The following is a 19,996-nucleotide window of genomic DNA, read 5'->3' as shown; positions in this document are numbered from 1 at the left end:
AACGCTGATCGAAACTGCCTATGGGGGGCCACCAAATGCACAAACTTCTCGTCGCCGCGACTGCTGCTCTGCTGTTCACCGGTGGGGCGCAGGCGGAGGGTAATCTGGCCGCCAATGGCACCGACCTGACGCTCGAAATCAACACGGTGGATCTGAAGTTTTCGCAGGAGGTGTGGGAGCTCGAGACCGGCAAATACTACCAGCTCGATATCACCTCGGATGGCAATGAGGAGATCGCCGTAGTGGCGCCCGAGCTGTTCCGCAACTCGTGGATCAACCAGATCGTCGTCAACGACCTCGAGACCAAGGTGTGGGGCCTCTACTCTATCGAGTTCGACGATGCCGGTACCTTCAACATCTCGTTCGTGCCGATCCGGCCGGGCGAGTATGAAATCTACGTGCCGGGCTACGAGAACCGCGGCCTCAAGGGGAAGTTCATCGTCAAATGAGGTTCACCCGACGCACATTCGTCGCGACGGCGACGGCACTGCTTGCTGCAAGCGCGGTGCGGCGTGCCGTCGCCAAGGGTACGGGGATGATTTTCGTCTCCACCGAGAAGGGCAACGAAGTGGTGGTGCTCGACCAGTCGCTGGCGGTGGTGAAACGCATCGCCACCTCGCGGCGGCCGCGCGACATGCACTTCAATGCGGCCAAGGAGCTGCTCTACGTCGCCTGTGGTGACGATGACGCAATCGACGTGATCGACGTGGCGAGCCTCGAGGTGGTGGACTCGATCCCCACCGGGCCGTCGCCGGAAGTGTTCGCCTTCTCGCCGGACGAGAAGGTGATCTACGTCTCGAATGAAGAGGACTCGCGGCTCGAGGCGATCGACATGGAGACACGGGTCTCCATCCAGGACATCCCGACCGGGGCCGAGCCGGAGGGCGTGCTGGTGATGCCGGATGGCAAGACCGCCTACGTGACCTCGGAAGTTGCCGACATGGTGCATGTGGTCGACACTACCACCGGTGCGGTGACCAAGAACATCCTCGTCGGCACCCGGCCGCGCCGCTTCATCCTGACACCGGATGGAACGGAACTGTGGGTCAGCTGCGAGCTGTCATCGGAGATCTACATCATCGATACGGCCAGCAACGAGATCAAGGGCGACAGCCTGATCTTCGTGCCGCCCGGCTTCCGCGAGGAAGACGTGACCCCGGTGGGGATGGCGGTGACCAAGGATGGCAGCAAGATCCTGCTCAGCCTGGGGCGCGCCAACCATATCGTCATCATCGACGGCAAGACGCACGACGTGCTGCAATATGTGCTGGTGGGCAAGCGCGCCTGGTCGGTGGATCTCAGTAGCGACGAGTCCCGGGCCTATGTGGCGAACGGGCTGTCGGACGACATCACAGTGATCGACATGGCTTCGATGAAGCCGATCAAGTCGGTGCCGGTGGGACGCGTCCCGCATTCGGTGGTGATCGATGATTGATGTCTCGCGGATGGTGTCGCGGATCACCTCTCCCTTTGGGGACGCGGTAGCGCCCCGAGGGGGAGAGGTCGGCGCGAAGCGCCGGGTGAGGGGGCCTTCCTTCGCACCGCGCTTGGGGCAAGGCCCCCTCACCCTGACCCTCTCCCCCCTAGCGGACGCGGTAGCGCCGCGGGGAGAGGGGACGCTGGGGCGCAGCCGGGTGAAATCAAGACTGCTTCTCCGCCTCCTCCCCCTGGCGGCGTCGCTGCTTTTCAGCGGCGCCGCATTTTCTGCAGAGGTGAAGATCGGCTATCTGGGGCTGCAGGACGATCCGCGCTATCACCCAGACCTCGTCTATACGCGCATCGAAATCGCGCCCGGCGGCAACCCGATCGACGGGGCGACGATGGGGGTCGAGGAGATGAAGGTGGTGTCGGACGCGGTGGACCAGCAGGTGGTGCTGGATCACCAGGAAGCGACCGATGCGGCCTCGCTGGTGGCCAAGCTCGACGAGATGGTGAAGGCGGGGGAGCAGTTCGTCATTCTCGACCTGCCGGCCGAGCTGGTGGACCAGGTGGCCGGGCAAACCCGCGAGTGGCCGGTGACGCTGCTCAATGCCACGGCGCCGGAGGATTACCTGCGCCAGCGCTGCTATCCGAACCTCCTCCACACTGCCGCCTCGGACCGCATGCTGTCCGACGCCATGGTGCAACTGCTCCGTACCCGCAACTGGACCAAGGTGCTGATGCTGGTGGGGGCCGAGCCGCGCGACAAGGCGATGGCGGCGGCGTTCCGCGCTTCGGCCGAGCGGCAGCGCTTCAATATCGTCGACGAGCGCGAGTTCACCCTCGCCACCGACCCGGCCAATCGCGAGCGGAACAACTCGCTGCTGATCACCGGCAATGCCGACTACGACGTGGTGTTCGTCGCCGACCACCAGGGCGAGTTCTCGCGCTACCTGCCCTACGACACACAGCTGCCACGGCTGGTGGTGGGCTCGACCGGGCTGGTCGCCGCCGAGTGGCAGTGGAGCTGGGACCGCGATGGCTCGACCCAGGTGACCTCGCGCTTCGAGACGCTGACCAAGGGGCGGCGGATGACCGGGCAGGACTGGTCGAGCTGGATCGCCGCCAAGGCCATCGTCACGGCCTACGCCAAGGCGCGGACCGGCGAATACCAGAAGATCGCCGACTATATCCGCGGCAACCGGCTGAAGATCGATGGGGCCAAGGGGGTGCAGCTCAACTTCCGGCCGTGGGACGGGCAGATGCGGTTCCCGATCGTGCTCGCAACGCATAACGCCGTCATCGCCGAAGCGCCGCTCGAAGGTTTTCTGCACCAGACCAACGTGCTCGATACGCTGGGCACCGATGAGCCGGAGCACAAGTGTCAGTAAGCGTGCAGCACCTGTGGCTTGGGGTCTACGCCATCACCTGGCGGGAGATCGCCAAATTCCTGCGCCAGACCGAGCGGCTGCTCTCGGCGCTGGTGCGCCCGGCCTTGTGGCTCATCGTCTTCGCCACCGGCCTGCACGACCTGCTCGGCGTCTCGATCGTGCCGCCGTACCAGACCTATACGCCCTACCAGGAATATATCCTGCCGGGGCTGGTGGGCATCGTCATCCTGTTCCAGTGCATGCAGTCGGCGCTGTCGATGGTCTATGACCGCGAGGCCGGGGTGATGCGGGTGATGCTGGTGACGCCGCTGCCGCGCGGCTTCCTCCTCTTCGCCAAGATCACCGGCGCCACGATCCTGGCGCTGCTGCAGGCCTATGCGTTCCTCATCGTTGCGAAACTGGTCGGCTATGGGGTGCCGGATTTGGGCTACCTGACCGCCATTCCGGCGATCATCCTTGCCGGGCTGATGCTGGGCTCGATCGGGTTGCTGGTGTCGGTCTACACGCCGCAGATCGAGAACTTTGCCGGGATGATGAACTTCGTGGTGTTCCCGATGTTTTTCCTGAGCTCGGCGCTCTACCCGCTGTGGAAACTCAGGGAGTCCGGCGCTGAGATCGTTTACTGGCTGAGCGTGGTGAACCCGTTCACCCATGCGGTGGAGCTGATCCGCTTCGCCATGTACGGCCAGCTCAATCTCACCTCGTTCGGCGTGGTGGCGGGGTGTGCGGCGGTGGCGTTTTTGCTCGCGGCCCGCGGCTACGATCCGCAGGCCGGGGCGATCCGCAAGGTGAAGCGGGACTGAGGCTAGCTGCTTGCGACACGCGGCGGACAGGCCGGTGCGCACAGAGCACCCCCTCCCCTGTCCCCTCCCCGCAAGGGGGAGGGAGACGCTCCCACCAGCGTCAGTGTTTTGGTCTCCTCCCCCCTTGCGGGGGAGGGACAGGGTGGGGGGTGCTCTTTCGGCACCGAACTAGCGATCGCGGGACGAAGGCGCCATGCGCCCAACGCAGGGGCTGCCTGTCATCCACACGTCTTTGTGACAATTGACGACAACGTTAGCAGCATTACCATCCGGGTCTCGCACTGCGACCCCGAATGCGGGACGAAGGGCTGGCGGGGCCCATCGTTCCCGCGCAGTGCGCGATACAGGAGAAGAACAGATGACATCCTTCATGACACTCTCACGCCGGCGCTTTGCGCAGGCGGCGCTGCTGCTCGTCGCGACCACCGCGCTGAGCACCCCGGTGCTGGCCGCCGATCTCAAGATCGCGATGATCCTGCCCGGTCCGATCACCGACAATGACTGGAACTCGGTGGGCTATAACGGCCTCGAAGCCGCCGGCAAGGCGCTGGGGGCGGAAGTCGCCTATGTCGAGAACGTCACCGACGCCGATGCCGAACGGCTGCTGCGTGATTTCGCCGAGCGCGGCTACAAGCTGATCTTCGCGCACAGCTTCTCGTTCGGCGATGCGGCGCTCAATGCCGCCGAGGATTTCCCCGACACCACCTTCATGGCCGGCACGGCAGCGGAACTGGCGCCGAACCTCGGCACCTATTCCAACCCCGACTACCAGGGCGCCTACCTCGCCGGGATGCTGGCGGCCGGGACTTCGAAGACCGGCTCGGTCGGCTGGGTCGGCGGCATGCCGGCGCCCAATATGCTGGCGAACCTGCACGCCTATGAGGCGGGCGCCAAGGAGGTGAAACCCGAGATCAAGGTACTCCATACCTTCATCGGCTCGTGGTTCGATCCGCCCAAGGCCAAGGAAGCCGCCATTGCCCAGGTCGAGCAGGGCGCCGACGTGCTTTCCGCACAAGGCGTCGGGGTGATCGATGCGGCGATCACCAAGAAGGTGTTCGCGCTCGGCGCCATGACCGACCAGAACCATCTCGGCCCCGAGGCGGTGCTGACCAGCGTCACCTGGGACCTCGGGCCGCTGGTGACGGCAGTCGGCCAGGCAGTGATCGACGGTACCTGGAAGAGCGAGAACTGGTCGTATGGCGTTGCCGCCAACTCGGTCGGGCTCGCCGATTTCCACGGGCTCGACAAGAATGTCGATCCGGCGGTGCTGAAGGCGGTCGAAGACAAGATCGCGGCGATCAAGGCCGGCACGTTCGAGGTGCCGCTCGATACCAGCGAAGTGCAGTAAGCGGGCAGTGTCACAACTGATCGCAGCCGCGGCGGTGGCGATGCGGAACATCCGCGTCGCCTTCGGCCCGGTGGTGGCCAATGACGATGTGAGCTTCGCCGTAGAGCCGGGAGAGATTCACGCGCTGCTCGGCGAGAACGGCGCCGGCAAGACCACGCTGATGCGGGCGCTGGCCGGGCTGATCCAGCCGCAGGCCGGGTCGATCGAGATCGGCGGGCAGCCGGTCACGATCGACGGCCCTCTGGAGGCGCGGCGGCTCGGTATCGGCATGGTGCACCAGCACTTCATGCTGGTGCCGACGCTGACGGTCGCCGAGAACATCGCCTTGGGGCTCAAGGAGGTGCGGACCTGGTTTCCGCGCCTCGACCAACTGGCCGACGAGATCGACGCGCTGGGCGCTCGCTACGGCCTAGCGGTCGATGCGCGGGCGTTGGCCGGCGAGCTGTCGGTGGCGAGCCAGCAGCGGGTGGAGATCGTCAAGGCGCTCTATCGCGGCGCAAAAATCCTGGTGCTGGACGAGCCGACCGCGGTGCTGACGCCGCAGGAGGCGGCGGCGTTGTTTCCCGTGCTGCGCGCGCTGGCAGCCGCCGGGACGGCGATCGTTTTCATCTCGCACAAGCTCAATGAAGTGATGGCGGTCACCGACCGGATCACCGTGCTCAGGCGCGGCAAGGTGGCGGGATCGCTGCGGACGGCCGAAACCGAACCGCGCGAGATTGCCCGCATGATGGTGGGCGGCGAGGTGACGCTGCCGCAGCTCGAGGGCATGCCCGTTGCCGGACGGCCGCTGCTGGAGGTCGATCGGCTGGGGCTGACCGACGCGCGCGGGGTGCGGCGGCTCGAGGGGGTGAGCCTCTCGGTCGGCGCCGGCGAGATCGTCGCGGTGGCGGGGGTCGACGGCAATGGCCAGCAGGAGCTGGCCGAGGCGATCGTCGGACTGCAGCGGCCCGATACCGGGCGGGTGCTGATCGACGGGGTCGAGATGACGCACCGGCCGGTAGCCGAGCGGATCGCGGCGGGGCTGGCGCATATCCCGGAAGATCGGCACCGCACGGCGATCTTCGAAAAGCTGTCAGTCACCGACAATGCCGTGGCTGAAGAAGCCGGGCGGCCGCGCTTTGCCCGCTGGGGCCTGCGGCGGCAGGGCGAGACGCGGGCTTTTGCGGCGCAACTGGTGGCCGATTACGATGTGCGGCTGGGCAGCGTTGAACAGGCCATCGGTTCGCTCTCGGGCGGCAACCAGCAGAAGGTGGTGCTGGGGCGGGCGCTGAGCCGTGACCCGCGGCTGGTGGTTGCGGTGCAGCCGACGCGCGGACTGGATATCGGGGCGACGGCGTTCCTGCAGAGCCAGTTGCTCAAGCGGCGCGCCGCCGGGGCGGCGGTGCTGCTGATTTCGACCGAGCTCGACGAGGTGCTGGCGCTGGCCGACCGGATCGTCGTGCTGTTCAAGGGACAGGTGACGGGCGTGGTGGCGCGAGCCGATTTCAGCGTCGAGAAACTGGGGCTGCTGATGGCCGGGAGAACGGCATGAGCGAGAGTGCATCGGCGGCCGCTATCGGTTTCGCCCGACGCTGGCTGCTGCCACGCTCGGTGCTGTCGGGCATGCTCTGCGTGCTTGCCGCCTTCGCCATCGGGGCGCTGCTGATCGCGGCGATCGGGCGCGACCCGGTGCTCGCCTATCTCAGCCTGTTCGAGGCCTCGCTGGGCAGCACCAATGGGCTCGCCGAGACAGCGATCCGCACGGTGCCGCTGGCGTTCTGCGGCATCGGCATCGCACTGGCCTTCCGCGCCGGGGTGTTCAATGTCGGGGCCGAGGGGCAGCTGTTCATCGGCGGTGTCGCGGCGGCCTGGATGGGGCTGCAGCTCGGCGGTCAGCCGCAATGGCTGGTGCTGCCGGCCATGGCTCTCGCGGCGGCGGTCGCCGGGGCGGGCTGGTCGGCGATCGCCGGGGTACTGAAGCTGAAGTTCCGGGCGGACGAGCTGATCACCACCATCATGCTCAACTACATCGCCATCTACTTCGTCGGCTACCTGCTGCATGGGCCGCTGCAGGATCCGGGCTCGCCCTTGGCGCGCACGGCGCGGCTCGCGGCCGAGGCGCGGCTGCCGATGCTGCTCGAGGGCACGCGGCTCCATGCCGGATTGCTGCTCGTCGTCGTCGTGGCGATCGTCGCGCAGGTGTTCCTGTGGCGTTCGGTGGCGGGGTTTCGCCTGCGGGCCGTCGGGCACAATGCACGCGCAGCCGAGAATACCGGAATGAACGTCAAGGCGGCGCTGTGGACCGGCTTCCTGATCTGCGGGGCGCTGTCGGGGCTCGCCGGCTTCTCCGAGGTCGCCGGGGTGCAGCGGCGGATGATCGAGAACCTGTCGCCGGGCTTTGGCTATACGGCAATCATCGTGGCGCTGCTCGGCCAGACCAATCCGCTCGGGGTGCTGGCGGCAGCAGTGCTGTTCGCGGCGCTGCAGATCGGCTCGACCACCATGGAATCGGCGGCCGGAGTGCCGAGCGCGCTGACCACGGTGATCCAGGCCCTGGTGGTGCTGCTGCTGATCGGCCAGAACGCCCTGCCGCGGCTGTTCCGCCGCCGCGCCGTGACAGGGAGCTGAACCATGGAGTGGCTTGCTGATCCGGTCCTCGCCGGGTTCATCGCCGCGAGCGTCCGGCTGTCGATCCCGATCCTCCTCGCGGCTTTGGGCGGGATGTTCGCGGAAAAGTCCGGAGTGCTGAATATCGGGCTCGAGGGCATGATGCTGATCGGCTGCTTTACCGGCTTCATCACCGTGCACTTCAGCGGCAACCTATGGCTCGGCGCGGGCGTCGCGGTGCTGATCGGCGCCATCGCGGGGTTGGGGCTGGCGTTCTATGCAGTGACGCTTCGATCCAACCAGGTGGTGGTGGGGATCGCCTTCAACCTGCTGATGCTCGGGGTTTCGGCGTATTTCTTCCGCCTGGCCTTCGGCTCGGGCACCGCCTCGCCGCGGATCACGCCGTTTGCGCCGATCGATTTCGGGCCGCTGGGGCAGATCCCGATCCTCGGGCCGCTGCTGTTCCAGCATGACCCGCTGACCTATCTGTCACTGGCGCTGGTGCTCGGTGGCTGGCTGGTGATGCAGCGCTCGACCATCGGGCTGTCGATCAAGGCGGTAGGCGAGCATCCGGAGGCGGCGGAGACGCTGGGGCTCGATCCGATCGCCATCCGCTATGCGGCGGTGGCGGTGAGCGGGGCGCTGGCCGGGCTCGGCGGCGCGTTCCTGTCGATCAGTGCGACGGGCGTGTTCCTCGACAATATGACGGCGGGGCGGGGCTATATCGCCCTCGCCATCCTGATCCTCGGACGCCGGCACCCGTTCGGGGTGCTGGTCGCGGCGCTGCTGTTCGGGGCGGCGGAAGCGCTGCAGCTCAGGGCGCAATTGCTGCCAAGCGGCGTGCCGCTGCAGTTCCTGATCATGCTGCCCTATGTGCTGACCATCGTAGTGCTGGCGGTGTCGGCGACCCGCAGCGGCGCTCCGGCGGCTTTGGGTCAGCCCTATGAGAAGGGCGGCGGCTGACCTGGGGGCCCCTCCGGCAGCGGCGGAATGGGCTCGCCCTTGGCGATGCGGAGTGGGTTGGCGAGGTCGGTGGTGCCGACATAGCCGGGGTTGGGGGTTCGCCAGTCCGCTCCGTAGATGATTTCGAGCAGGCGCTCCGGCGGATCCGGGATCAGCACCTTGAGGCCGTCGAGGATTTCGATTTCGCGCAGGCGATCGAAGCTCTGGAGTGGAAAACGGGCGCCCTGGTAAACGCCATCGAGGGGGTTCAGGCAGATCATCTCGCCGCCGGCCGGATAGAAGACGTCGAAATCGGCGTGCAGCACGTAATCGCGGCGCAGCAGGCGGAACTTGTAGCGCTCGTCGAGGACGAAGAAGTAGCCGCGCTCGACCATGCCGGAAACGAAGGCGACCTTATGGGCATAGTCGGCGGCGCTGAGGCCGAGGTCGATATCGGTATCGTGCGGGATCGGACGGCCATCGCGCACCGCCCCCAGCAGGGTGCCCCACATCAGATAGGGCCGAATGCCGACCTCGCGCGCCACCGCGTAGATGTCGGCCAGGAAGTCGCGGCCATGGATGGCGAGGCTGAAGCGGCGCAGGTTCTGGGTGTTGCGAAGGTTCATGCCGCTGCGCACCAGCTGCCAGGCCAGCTTGGGATTGCGGGCGAACCCCCGGGTCAGCGTCGCGATGGGGCGCGACCAGGTGCGCCGATAGCGCGGCTTGAGCGGCTTCATCGCCCTCACCCTCGGCGGCCTGGCATTGCCGTCGGCCGATGCGTCGCGAGCCACTGGCGGGAGAGCGCGAGGTCAGCCGGGGTGCCCATTTCGATCCACTGGCGGCGATCGATGCGTTGGCCGAGAACGGTGCCGCCATCGGCGATCAGGCGGTCGCAGACGTTTGAAACGAACGCCTCCCGGTCAGCCGGGGTGGCGGCGATGGCGGCCTCGGCCGCGCCGACGAACGCCTCGCCACGGCGAAAATAGAACAGCCCGGCCACGGCGTCGCCGCTGATCACCTCTTTCTCGACGATCTGCGAGATGCGTCCCTGCGGATCGACAAGGGCATAGGCATCGCTCGGCTGGGTCGAGGGGAAGATCAGCACGCCGCCATCGGCCGATGCACCGCGCAGGCGGCCGAGAAAGGCCGAGACATCGATGGTGAAAAAGCAATCGCAATAGGCGACGAGCAACTCATCATCCGGCCCGAGCAGGGGCGCCGCAAGAAGCGCTGTCGCTGCGGGGCCGCGGGTCACCGCGTCGGTGAGCACCAGTTCATGGCTGGGGGCCAGGGTGGCGAACAGTTCGGCCAGCCGGTGCCGGCGGGCGTGCTCGGCCTGGCAGACGAAGATAAAGCGGTGCGGTTCGGCGAGGCGCAGGTAATCGACCACGTACTCGATCATCCGGCGGCCGGGCTGCACCTCGATCAGCGGCTTGGGCACGCGTTCGGCGGTGCCCTCGAAACGCGAGCCGCGGCCGGCCATCGGGATGACGATGTTGATCAAGCTACGGTCCCGAGGTGATCAGGTGACTTGCCGTGCCCAGATCCGGCGCGTCGACAAGAAGTGGTAGGCGGTTGTTCGCGTGCGCACAATCGCTGAATGGCTTGGCGCCCCGGGCTGCGTCGAAGGTTGCAGTCGCGGCGGACCGGTTATGAGGTACGCTCCTCATACTCGAGGAGGATTTCATGAGTCTCAGCGTACTTTTCATCGGTGGTACCGGGCAGATTTCGCTGCCATGCGTCGAATATGCGGTCAGCCAAGGGCACAAGGTCAGTGTGTTCAACCGCGGGCAGCGCGATGCGGCGCTGCCGAAGGGGGTGACCTCGATCGTCGGCGACATGAAGGACCAGGCGGCCTACCGTGCGCTGGGCGGGCACAAGTTCGACGTGGTGGCGCAGTTCATGGTGTTCACCCCCGAGCAGATGGCCGAGGATATCGCCACCTTTGCCGGCAACACCAAGCAGTACATCTTCATCTCGTCGGCTTCGGTCTACGAGAAGCCGGCGCGGCACTACATCATCACCGAACAGACCCCGGCGGTGAACCCCTACTGGGGCTACAGCCAGGCCAAGATCGCCTGCGAAAAGCTGCTGGCCGAGGCGAAGAACCTGCCATGGACCATCGTCCGGCCGAGCCACACGGTGCGCACCGGGCTGCCGACAATGATGGGCGAGGGCGATATCGTCATCCGCCGCATGCAGCAGGGCAAACCCGTGATCGTTGCCGGCGACGGCACTTCGCCCTGGACACTGACGCGCTCGAAGGATTTCGCCGTGCCGTTCGTCAACCTGTTCGGCAAGGACGGGGCGCTGAGCGAGATTTTCCACATCACCTCGGACCGCGGCTATAGCTGGGACGACATCTATCATGCCATCGGCCGCGGCGTCGGGCTGACGCCTGATATCGTGCATGTGCCGTCCGACACGCTGGTCGCCTACAACAAGGCCTGGGAAGGGCCGCTGATCGGCGACAAGACCTGGTCGGCGCTGTTCGACAATTCCAAGGTGAAGCGGGTCGCGGGCGACTTTAACTGCTCGGAGAACCTCGACGAAGTGCTGGAGGAGTCGATCGGCTTCCTGAAGCAGCGGCTGGCAGCGAACGCGCCGGTCAACACGGAACTCGACCCGCTGATGGACAGGATCACCTCGGAGCAGGCAGCGCTAGGGCGGTGAGCGGCTGCAGCGATCCTCCAGTCCTCGCTTCCCTCTCCCCGCGGCGCTGCCGCGTCCGCTAGGAGGGGAGGGATTGAGGGAGGGGGTGGTGCGGTGATCGCCGATGGACCCCCACCCACCCTCAAGGGGGAGGGAGCAGGGGGGGCACTAAAACTGGGCTGGCGCGTTCTCCTTCACAGCAACAGGAGGATGCCATGAGCGACAAGCACAAGGCTCACAAGAAAGACGCGGCCGGACACGGCAGGCATGAAGAGGCGCAGAAGGCCAAGGACAAGCCGGTGAAGCCGGCGGCCAAGGACGAAGCACCCGACATGCCAGGCGCCGCGGGGTTCATCAGCGCCAGGGCGGACGAGGATACCTACGACTAGGACGTTCGCGATCGAGCGGCCGCCACCGGGTCATTCCCGCGAAAGCGGGAATGTGGGTCGCTCGTTGCTGAAGTGATTTAGGCGGCGTCTTTCATGCGGGCGAGGCAGCGCGCCGCGTCGCGGGGGCGGCCGAGTTCGGCGTAGCGCGAGGCGGCTTCGTCGAAGGCAGCGAGCGCCCGGACCTCGTGCCCCTGGGCGCGGCGCTGCACGCCCCGGGCTTCCCATAAAGCCGCGGCCCACGGGCCGCCATGCCACATACCGGCGATGCGTTCGGCATCGGCGAGGCGGCGATCGACCTCGTGCAGCTGTCCGGCCTCGACCAGTGCGATGACTGAGGCAGTGCGGAGCGCCATCGAGCAGGGCTGGCAGGCGCCATTGGTCAGCAGCCGGTCGCCGGCAAGGATGGCTTCCGCAGCCTTCTCGCGGGTCGGCGCGGCGCGCACCGCCAGCGCCTGCATGCGCATGTTGAGGTGCGGCGACAGCCAGGTGGCTTCGGCCTCGCCGAGCCCGCGCTGGATCAGCCGATTGGCGCGCCATTTCTGGCCGCGTTCAAGGGCGATCTCGGCCAACCGTTCCAGCGCCAGGACGCGGCCGGCGACGGCGCCGGCTTCCAGCAACTGGTCTTCGGCATCCTCGAGCAGCGCTTCGGCCGCATCGAGTTCACCCGAGAACAGCGCCACTTCGCCCAGCAGCAGGTTGGCGAGGCCGCGACCGGCGACGGACTCGGCTTCGGTGGCGACAGCCAGCAGCTCGCGCGACTGCGCGGCGATCCCGGCATGGCCGTGCGCGCTGCAGAGGCAGAATTCCGAGAGGCAAAGGTGGCCGTCGAAGACGTGCCGGACAAAGGTGGGGCGGGCCCGCACCCATTCGATGAACTCGGAGCGGAACAGCTCGGGCCAGCGCTGCTGCATATTGGCCGAGAGGCCGAGCAATGCACTGGCCTGGCCGACCTCGCGGGCGAGGTTGGCGGCGAGCGCCTGGTTGCGGGTGTCGCGGGCGATCTCGCTGGCCCGGTCGAATTCGCCGCTCTGCAGGTGCACCAGGCCCCAGGCGAGCGAGGCGCGGATGCGGTCGGATGGGTCGGGCTGCTCGGCGCTGGACAGCGCCAGGGCCTGCTCGTAGAGCGCGATCGCCGCGGCGCTGGGGCCGACGCCGAGCTCGGCGTGGAGGTTGTCGCGCAGCTGGTTGAACTGGCGGATCGCCTCGACCCGGTTACCGGCATCGAGGGCCCGCTGCATCAGGGCGCATTGCGCCTGTTCGTCGGTGGGGTCGTGGGCAATAAGTCGTTGCCACAGCGCGCCGGCGCGCAGCAGCTCGGTGTAGCGCTGCTGCAGCTGGGTGCGCGGGGCGTCGAGCCAATCGACATAGATGTCGTCGGGCAGCAGCTGGCCAGGATAGAGGTCGGCGGCCCGCTCGAACTCGGCGGCATCGCGGGATCTCAGCGCCTCCCTGGTCGCCGCCTCGAACTGTTCGGTGTCGACGCTGAGCTCGGCTTCCGGCGCCAGCGCAACGACGTCGTTGCCAAGGGTGATGAGTTCGTGCGCGCCAAGGGTGCGGCGGGCGAAGTGGATGGCCTTGCGCAGGTTGGCGCCGGCGGCCTCGGTATCGAGCTCGGGCCAGAACGCTTCCATCAGCTGTTCGCGATGCAGGCGATGCGCCGGGGTGATGGCGAGAAACTTCACCAGTGCGGCGGCCCGGTCGCGCCGCCAGTCAGCGGTCGGGATCGGACGGCCATCGACGCTGACGCCGAAGCGGCCGAGCAAAGTGATCGAAACACGCAAGACAGCACCGCCCCGAGCTGTTGCCGCGCCCAGTTGACGGGCCGTCACCAAGCGTTCCCCGTCGGGGAACGCTGGCGGAACATAGATTTCCTAAGGTGTCCCGGCAATCGAATTCCAGAGACAAAGGACACCGAAATGACTCTCAATATCAATGTGATGGCTCCCGACTTCAGCGCCGATACGACGATGGGGCGGATCTCGTTCCACCAGTGGCTGGGCAATGACTGGGGGATCATGTTCTCTCACCCCAAGGATTTCACGCCGGTCTGCACCACCGAGCTCGGCTACATGGCGCGGCTGAAGCCGGAATTCGACAAGCGCGGCGTCAAGGTGATCGGGCTGTCGGTCGACCCGGTGGACAAGCACGCCGGCTGGGCCATGGACATCCAGGAGACGCAGGGCACGGCACCGAACTTCCCGATGATCGGCGACCCGACGCTGGCCATCAGCCAGCTCTACGACATGCTGCCGGCTTCGGCGGGCTCGAGTTCGGATGGGCGTACCGCGGCGGATAACCAGACGGTGCGCAACGTCTACATCATCGGGCCGGACAAGAAGATCAAACTGGTGATCTCCTATCCGATGACCACTGGCCGGAACTTCGACGAGGTGCTGCGGGTGATCGACTCGCTGCAGCTCACCGCCAAGCATCGCCTGGCGACGCCGGTGAACTGGAAGCCAGGCGACGACGTGATCATCGCCGGCTCGGTGTCGAACGACGAGGCCAAGACGCTCTATCCGCAGGGGTGGAAGGAGCCTAAGCCTTACATCCGGATCGTGCCGCAGCCGGTGCTCACCTGAGCCAACAATGCGGAGGCGCTTCCGGCGCCTCCGTCACCATCCAGCAATACCAACCGGCGAGACTGATATGAGCAGCAAACCCCGCATCCTGGTGCTTGGCGCCGGCTTTGGCGGCCTCGAACTGACGACATTATTGTCCGAGCAACTGGGCGACAGCATCGACGTGACGCTGATCGACAAATCGGATTCCTTCATGTTCGGCTTTTCCAAGCTCGACGTGATGTTCGGCCATGCCGAAGCCGAGGCGGTGCGGATGCCATACAGCGCCTATGCCAAGCCGGGGGTGAAGCTGCTCAAGCGCACCATCACGGCGATCGACCCGGTGGCGCGGCGGGTCAGCACCGATAACGGCGTGTTCGAAGCGGACCATCTCGTGGTGGCGCTGGGAGCGGAGTACGATTTCGAGGCGACGCCGGGGCTCGCCGGGACCACGGAATTCTATTCGATCCCGGGGGCGGAGCGGCTGCGCGAGCTGCTGCCGAACTTCAGCAGCGGCAACGCCATCATCGGGGTATGCGGCGCGCCCTACAAATGCCCACCGGCGCCGAGCGAATGCGCGCTGATGCTGCATGACTACCTGGTCGAGCGCGGCGTGCGGCAGAACTGCAGGATCTCGCTGGTGCTGCCGCTCGGTAGCCCGGTGCCGCCGTCGCCAGAAACGTCGCGGGCGCTGCTCGCCGCCTTCGCCGAACGCGACATCGAGTTCATCCCGAGCCGGCGCGTCGCTTCGGTCGACAATGCGCGCAATGTCGCCGTGCTGGACGACGGGCGGGAAATGCCGTTCGAGCTGTTCCTCGGCGTCCCCAAGCACCGGGTGCCGCCGGTGGTGCTCGAGAGCGGCATGTCCGAGAATGGCTGGATCCCGGTCAATCCGCGGACCCTGGAGACGAAATACGACAATGTCTACGCCGTGGGCGATGGGGCGGCGACCGGCACGCCGAAGGCTGGGGTGTTCGCTGAAGGCGCGGCGAAAGCCGTAGCGAGCGCGCTGGTGGCGAAGCTCAGGCAGACCGGAGAGGCGGTGCCGTACAACGGGTTCGGCACCTGCTACATCGAGTTTGGCGGCGGCCGTATCGGCAAGGTCGAGGTGGATTTCTTCTCCGGCCCGCAGCCCACCGGCAACTACTACGAGCCCTCGGTGAGCCTCCGCACCGACAAGCAGCATTTCGGCGCATCGCGGCGGGCTCGCTGGTTCGGGTTGTGAGGGGTGAAATGGCGGGCTAGCTTCGGGCTCTGCGCCGCCACTTTCCATGGGACACCCCACCTTGCTCGATCCACGCCTGACCCTCGCCCGTGATGGAATTGCTGCGCGGTCGCTCGAGGGGATCGTCCCCGCAGGCCGTTATGTCGAGACCAGCGTACGGCAGGCACGAATTCCCTCGGCGGCGCTGCGCCGTACGCCCTCGGCAGAGGCCGAGCAGCTCGATCAGCTGCTGTTCGGCGAGCTGTTCGAGGTGCTGGACGAGACCGATGGCTGGGCCTTCGGGCAGGCGCGGCGGGACGGCTATGTCGGCTATGTCGCAGCGGCGGCGTTGGGGGCGCCCGGCGCCGCGCCGACCCATACAATACGGGCACTACGGACCTATGGGTTCAGTGCGCCCAGCATCAAGGCCCCGCCGGTCGGACTCTATTCGCTGAACGCGCTGGTGGCCGAGGAGGGACGCGAGGGACGGTTTGTGAAAACCTCCGGCGGCTGGTTCGTCGCGGAGCATCTGGCGCCGGTTGGCGACCGTGCGCCGGACTATGTGGCGGTTGCCGAGCGGTTTGTCGGGACGCCCTATCAGTGGGGCGGGCGCGAAAGCCTGGGGCTCGACTGCTCGGGGCTGGTGCAGCAGGCGCTGTATGCCGCCGGGCGTGACTGTGCGCGCGACAGCGACCAGCAGGCCGCGATGGGCGAGCCGGTCGCGACCACGGCACTGCGGCGCGGCGACCTGATGTTCTGGCGTGGGCACGTGGCGATGCTGACCAGCCCGAGCGAGATCATCCACGCCAACTCCTTCCACATGGCGGTAGCGATCGAGCCGCTGGCCGAGGTGGTGGAACGGACCAGCCGCCTGGGAGGCGGCGAGCCGACGGGGTATCGGCGGATCTGAGCGGCTTCCGTCCCGCCTTGTCGTAGCCACCCACTCGATGTCATCCCCGCAAAAGCCGGGATCCAACTATCCGCCAGCGCGGGCTGTGAGATGGGTCCCAGCTTTCGCTGGGATGACACCCGGTGGGCGGGGCGAGGTAGGGGGTAAACCCGCGACCGGCAAAATGACGACAGCTACACCGGCATCGGCCGGATGAAGTGGTTGGGACCGATCTCCCGCACTTCCGGCTGCTCCAGTGCCGATTGGCGGCGGATCAGGTCGATGCGGTCGAGCTCGTCACTGAAGCGGGTGTCGCCGAAGCGGCGGTCGGGGTCGGGGACGGCAGAGAGGAGCAGGCGGGTATAGGGGTGCTGCGGGTTGCCGAGCACGCTTTCGGTCTCGCCCCATTCGACGATCTGGCCGGCATACATCACCATGATGTCTTCGGCGACATAGCGGGCGGTGGCGATGTCGTGGGTGATGTAGAGCACGGCGAGCTTGAGCTGCCGCTTCATGTCGTTGAGCAGGTTCAGGATGCCGAGCCGCACCGAGACGTCGAGCATCGAGGTCGGTTCGTCGGCGATGATCACCTCGGGGTTCACCGCCAGCGCCCGGGCGATGCTGATGCGCTGGCGCTGGCCACCACTCAGTTCGTGCGGGTATTTCGGCAGGATCAGCGCCGGGTCAAGCTTTACCCGCGTGAGCACTTCGGCGATGGCGGCGTCGCGCGCCGCACCCTTCAGGCTCGGCTGGTGCAGCCGCATCGGCCGCTCCAGGTGGTAGCGGATGGTGTGGACCGGGTTGAGCGAGGAGAATGGATCCTGGAACACCATCTGCACGGCGCTGCGATAGGCCTTCATGTCGCGCACCGCACTGCCCTCGATCGGCTCGCCACGGAACAGGAGGCGACCCTGGTCGGGGCGGTATTCGCGCATGATCAGGCGGGCGGCGGTGGTCTTGCCCGAGCCGGATTCGCCGACCAGCGCCAGGGTGCGGCCGGGATGGAGCGCGAACGACACGGCGCGCGCCGCATGCACGGTGCTGCCGCCGCGGTTGAAGACCTTCGAGACATTGTCGAGGGCGAGGATGGGGGCCGTGTCGGTCATGGCGTGACCTCGGCGATCGGCTTGCCGGTGAGGCGCGGGATCGAGGCCCAGAGCTTTCGCGTATAGCCGTGCTGCGGCGTGCGGTAGATCGCCTGGGCGTCGTTGACCTCGACCAGCTCGCCTTCCAGCATGATGCCGATGCGGTCGGAGACCTGCACCATCAGCGCCAGGTCGTGGGTGATGAACAGCACCGAGAAGCCGAGCTCCTGGCGCAGCTTGTGGATGCGCTCGAGGATCTCGCGCTGCACCACCACATCGAGCGCGGTGGTCGGCTCATCCATGATCAGGAGTTTTGGGTTGAGCGCGAGGCAGATGGCGATGACGACGCGCTGCCGCATGCCGCCCGAGAGCTGGTGTGGATAGGCCGAGAGCCGGTCGGCCGGGATATCGACGAGCTTGAGGAGTTCGGCGGCGCGGGCCCGGGCTGATAGCCGCGACATGCCGGTATGGGTTTTGAGCACATCGTAGAACTGGCGCTCGATTGATAGCACCGGGTTCAGCGAGTTCATGGCGCTCTGGAACACCATGGCGACCTCGCGCCAGCGCAGCTGCTTCAAAGCCTGGTCGTCGAGGGTGAGCACGTCGCGCCCATCGAGCAGGATCTGGCTGCCGGTGCGGATCAGCGCCGGTGGGCGATGCAGGCGGCTGATGGCGAAGGCGATGGTGCTCTTGCCGCATCCGGACTCGCCGGCAAGGCCGAAGAACTCGCCCTTGCCGATGTCGAAGCTGACATTTTTCACCGCATGGAAATCGGTGGTGGCGCCGATGTAGTCGATAGAGAGGTTGCGGATCGAGAGGACGGGGTCGTTCACAGCGTGCCCTCCCCACGGCGGATCAGCCCGGTCCAGCGCGCCAGCATGCCGCCGGTCCTGAGCCGCGGGTTGGCGATCTCGTCGATGGCGAAGTTGATCAGCGCGAGGCCAAGGCCGAGTACCGCCAGCGCGAAGCAGGGGGTGAGAATGTCCCACCAGGCGCCGACCGAGAGGGCCGAGGCGTTCTGGGCGTTGTAGAGCATGATGCCCCAGGAGACGGTGTTGGGGTCGCCCAGCCCGAGGAACTCGAGCGTTGCCTCAGTGATCACGGCGAACAGCACACTGCCGATGAAGTTAATGCCGACGATCGAGATCAGGTTGGGGAAGATCTCGAACGCCATGATGCGCCAGCTGGGTTCGCCCAGCATCTCGGCGGATTTGACGAAATCGCGCTGGCGGATCGACAGGGTCTCGGAGCGGGTGACCCGCACGCCCCAGGCCCAGGAGGTGAAGCCGAGGATGACGGCGATGACCAGCGGGCTCGCCTGGCCGATGAAGGCGGCGAGCACCAAGAGCAGCGGCAGGTTGGGGATGACCAGCACCATATTGGTCAGGAAGGTGATGACCTCATCGACCACGCCGCCCTTGTAGCCGGCAATGATGCCGAGCACGGTGCCGATCACCGTGATCAGCAGCCCGGCGCCGAAGCCGACGGCGAGCGAGATGCGGGCGCCGTAAAGCAGCCGGGTGAAGACGTCATGGCCGAGCCGCGTGGTGCCGAGGAGATGCTCGGCCGACGGCGCCTGATGCGGCCGGCCGACGCGCTGGGTCGGGCTGTATTCGGTGAGCAGCGGCGCGAAGATGGCGACGAGGATAACGATCGCGAGGATGGTCACCCCAACCAGGGCCTTCTTGTTGCGCAGCAATTGGGTGAGGAGGGTCATGGGTCAGGCCCGCTTCAGGCGTGGGTCGAGCAGCACGTAGCTGAGATCGACGACAAAATTGGCGGTCAGCATTGCCGCGGTCATGATCAGCAGGGCGCCCTGGATCACCGGGTAATCGCGGGCGAGGATGGCCTGGTAGAGCGTGTTGCCCATGCCGGGATAGTTGAACACCACCTCGGTCACCAGCGAGCCGCCGAGTACGGCGCCCAAGGAGATGGCGAGGGCCGAGACAGTGGGGAGCAGCGCGTTGCGCGCCGCGTACCAGAGCATGACGCCGCGGTCGGACAGTCCCTTAGCGCGGCCCATGACGATGTAATCCTCGCCGAGCAGGTTGATCATGTTGTTGCGCATGGTCACGGCGAAGCCGCCGGTCAACACGATCACCATGGTCAGCATCGGCAGGGTGCCGTGGTAGAGGACGCTCCCGACATAGTCCCACCCCCAGGATGGATCGAGCATCGGGTCGGCGGCATAGCCGTTGGGGAACCAGCCGAGCGTATAGCCGAAGGCGAACAGGGTGATCAGCGAGACCACCACTGCCGGCACCGAACTCGAAAAGATCGAGAGCAGCGAGATGATGGTGTCGAAGCGGGTGCCGCGGCGCCAGGCGGCCATGACGCCGAGCAGCGTGCCGATGGTGAAGCCGATAATGGTGGCGGTGCCGACAAGGCCGACGGTCCAGATCAGGGCGCGGCCGAGCAGCTCGGTGACCGGCAGCGGAAAGAAGCGGATGGAGCGGCCGAGATCGCCGGTGAAAACGCTCTTCAAATAAGCGAGATACTGCTCGCCGATCGGCGCGTCGATGAAGCCGAAGGTGAGCTTCAGCGCGTTGAGGTTTTCCAGCGACAGGTCGGATCCGGCGCCGGCGAACATCTTCTGGATCGGATCGCCCGGCATCAGGCGCGGCAGGAAGAAGTTGATGGTTGCCGCAGCGATGAAGGCCGCTAGGTAGAACACCAGCCGGCGGAGCAGAAAGGCCATTGGATCTCTTCGCTAGGTGGGGGAGCGAG

Annotated in this window: 20 protein-coding genes; 13 read left to right on the top strand and 7 right to left on the bottom strand. The window is 66.5% G+C overall.

What is annotated here, in order from left to right; translation table 11 throughout:
* The first annotated feature begins 35 nt into the window (after window positions 1–35).
* From ASC89_RS01080 to ASC89_RS01045, 8 genes are all read left to right on the top strand, one after another.
* A complete protein-coding gene (locus ASC89_RS01080; RefSeq protein WP_055875042.1) occupies window positions 36–449 on the top strand; it encodes a hypothetical protein in 414 nt (137 codons plus the stop codon).
* Window positions 446–1,435, top strand: a complete 990-nt coding sequence (locus ASC89_RS01075) for a PQQ-dependent catabolism-associated beta-propeller protein (protein WP_055993967.1) — start codon at window positions 446–448, stop codon at window positions 1,433–1,435. Before ASC89_RS01080 ends, ASC89_RS01075 begins: the two co-directional genes overlap by 4 nt.
* Window positions 1,436–1,634: 199 nt before the next feature.
* On the top strand, window positions 1,635–2,810 hold the full coding sequence (locus tag ASC89_RS01070) for a hypothetical protein (RefSeq protein WP_082533114.1): 1,176 nt from the start codon (window positions 1,635–1,637) through the stop codon (window positions 2,808–2,810).
* On the top strand, window positions 2,801–3,613 hold the full coding sequence (locus tag ASC89_RS01065; protein WP_055993965.1) for an ABC transporter permease: 813 nt from the start codon (window positions 2,801–2,803) through the stop codon (window positions 3,611–3,613). The genes ASC89_RS01070 and ASC89_RS01065 overlap by 10 nt, the downstream gene beginning before the upstream one ends.
* A gap of 358 nt (window positions 3,614–3,971) precedes the next feature.
* Window positions 3,972–4,961, top strand: coding sequence for a BMP family protein (locus ASC89_RS01060; RefSeq protein ID WP_055993963.1), 990 nt, complete (start codon window positions 3,972–3,974; stop codon window positions 4,959–4,961).
* 7 nt (window positions 4,962–4,968) lie between these two features.
* A complete protein-coding gene (locus ASC89_RS01055; protein WP_055993961.1) occupies window positions 4,969–6,492 on the top strand; it encodes an ABC transporter ATP-binding protein in 1,524 nt (507 codons plus the stop codon).
* Entirely contained in the window at window positions 6,489–7,568 is a 1,080-nt protein-coding gene (locus ASC89_RS01050; RefSeq protein ID WP_055993959.1) for an ABC transporter permease, read from the top strand. The genes ASC89_RS01055 and ASC89_RS01050 overlap by 4 nt, the downstream gene beginning before the upstream one ends.
* 3 nt (window positions 7,569–7,571) lie before the next feature.
* Window positions 7,572–8,510, top strand: coding sequence for an ABC transporter permease (locus tag ASC89_RS01045; protein ID WP_055993957.1), 939 nt, complete (start codon window positions 7,572–7,574; stop codon window positions 8,508–8,510).
* Here ASC89_RS01045 and ASC89_RS01040 read toward each other — a convergent pair.
* The gene (locus ASC89_RS01040; RefSeq protein ID WP_055993955.1) at window positions 8,489–9,226 is read right to left on the bottom strand and encodes a LicD family protein; all 738 of its coding nucleotides are present in this window, start codon (window positions 9,224–9,226) and stop codon (window positions 8,489–8,491) included. The two genes, ASC89_RS01045 and ASC89_RS01040, sit on opposite strands and share 22 nt — an antisense overlap.
* Window positions 9,227–9,231: 5 nt before the next feature.
* Window positions 9,232–9,993, bottom strand: a complete 762-nt coding sequence (locus ASC89_RS01035; RefSeq protein ID WP_055993953.1) for a sugar phosphate nucleotidyltransferase — start codon at window positions 9,991–9,993, stop codon at window positions 9,232–9,234.
* 182 nt (window positions 9,994–10,175) lie between these two features.
* Here ASC89_RS01035 and ASC89_RS01030 point away from each other — a divergent pair, with 182 nt between their 5' ends.
* Together ASC89_RS01030 and ASC89_RS28340 are read left to right on the top strand one after the other, a co-directional pair.
* Window positions 10,176–11,162, top strand: coding sequence for an SDR family oxidoreductase (locus tag ASC89_RS01030; RefSeq protein ID WP_055993951.1), 987 nt, complete (start codon window positions 10,176–10,178; stop codon window positions 11,160–11,162).
* Between the two features lie 194 nt (window positions 11,163–11,356).
* Entirely contained in the window at window positions 11,357–11,530 is a 174-nt protein-coding gene (locus ASC89_RS28340) for a hypothetical protein (RefSeq protein ID WP_156384448.1), read from the top strand.
* 77 nt (window positions 11,531–11,607) lie between these two features.
* Here the strand turns inward: ASC89_RS28340 and ASC89_RS01025 are convergent, their stop codons facing one another.
* Complete coding sequence (locus ASC89_RS01025; protein WP_055993949.1) at window positions 11,608–13,311, bottom strand: BTAD domain-containing putative transcriptional regulator; 1,704 nt, start codon at window positions 13,309–13,311, stop codon at window positions 11,608–11,610.
* Window positions 13,312–13,446: 135 nt separating this feature from the next.
* Here ASC89_RS01025 and ASC89_RS01020 point away from each other — a divergent pair, with 135 nt between their 5' ends.
* From ASC89_RS01020 to ASC89_RS01010, 3 genes are all read left to right on the top strand, one after another.
* The gene (locus ASC89_RS01020; RefSeq protein ID WP_055993947.1) at window positions 13,447–14,112 is read left to right on the top strand and encodes a peroxiredoxin; all 666 of its coding nucleotides are present in this window, start codon (window positions 13,447–13,449) and stop codon (window positions 14,110–14,112) included.
* A 67-nt stretch (window positions 14,113–14,179) separates the two neighbouring features.
* Window positions 14,180–15,316: an NAD(P)/FAD-dependent oxidoreductase gene (locus ASC89_RS01015; RefSeq protein ID WP_055993945.1), complete on the top strand. Its 1,137-nt coding sequence runs from the start codon at window positions 14,180–14,182 to the stop codon at window positions 15,314–15,316.
* Window positions 15,317–15,377: 61 nt separating this feature from the next.
* Complete coding sequence (locus ASC89_RS01010) at window positions 15,378–16,205, top strand: NlpC/P60 family protein (RefSeq protein ID WP_244488369.1); 828 nt, start codon at window positions 15,378–15,380, stop codon at window positions 16,203–16,205.
* Window positions 16,206–16,378: 173 nt separating this feature from the next.
* Here ASC89_RS01010 and ASC89_RS01005 read toward each other — a convergent pair whose 3' ends face one another.
* From ASC89_RS01005 to ASC89_RS00990, 4 genes are read right to left on the bottom strand one after another with little or no spacing between them, the layout of a single operon-like run.
* Entirely contained in the window at window positions 16,379–17,290 is a 912-nt protein-coding gene (locus ASC89_RS01005; protein ID WP_055993942.1) for an ABC transporter ATP-binding protein, read from the bottom strand.
* The gene (locus ASC89_RS01000) at window positions 17,287–18,102 is read right to left on the bottom strand and encodes an ABC transporter ATP-binding protein (RefSeq protein ID WP_055875096.1); all 816 of its coding nucleotides are present in this window, start codon (window positions 18,100–18,102) and stop codon (window positions 17,287–17,289) included. The genes ASC89_RS01005 and ASC89_RS01000 overlap by 4 nt, the downstream gene beginning before the upstream one ends.
* Window positions 18,099–18,986: an ABC transporter permease gene (locus ASC89_RS00995; protein ID WP_055875098.1), complete on the bottom strand. Its 888-nt coding sequence runs from the start codon at window positions 18,984–18,986 to the stop codon at window positions 18,099–18,101. Before ASC89_RS00995 ends, ASC89_RS01000 begins: the two co-directional genes overlap by 4 nt.
* 3 nt (window positions 18,987–18,989) lie before the next feature.
* Window positions 18,990–19,967: an ABC transporter permease gene (locus ASC89_RS00990; protein ID WP_055875101.1), complete on the bottom strand. Its 978-nt coding sequence runs from the start codon at window positions 19,965–19,967 to the stop codon at window positions 18,990–18,992.
* Between the last annotated feature and the right edge of the window lie 29 nt (window positions 19,968–19,996).

The sequence above is a fragment of the Devosia sp. Root413D1 genome (assembly GCF_001425235.1).
In the GTDB taxonomy this organism is placed as follows: domain Bacteria; phylum Pseudomonadota; class Alphaproteobacteria; order Rhizobiales; family Devosiaceae; genus Devosia_A.
This window is presented reverse-complemented; position numbering and strand designations above follow the sequence as displayed.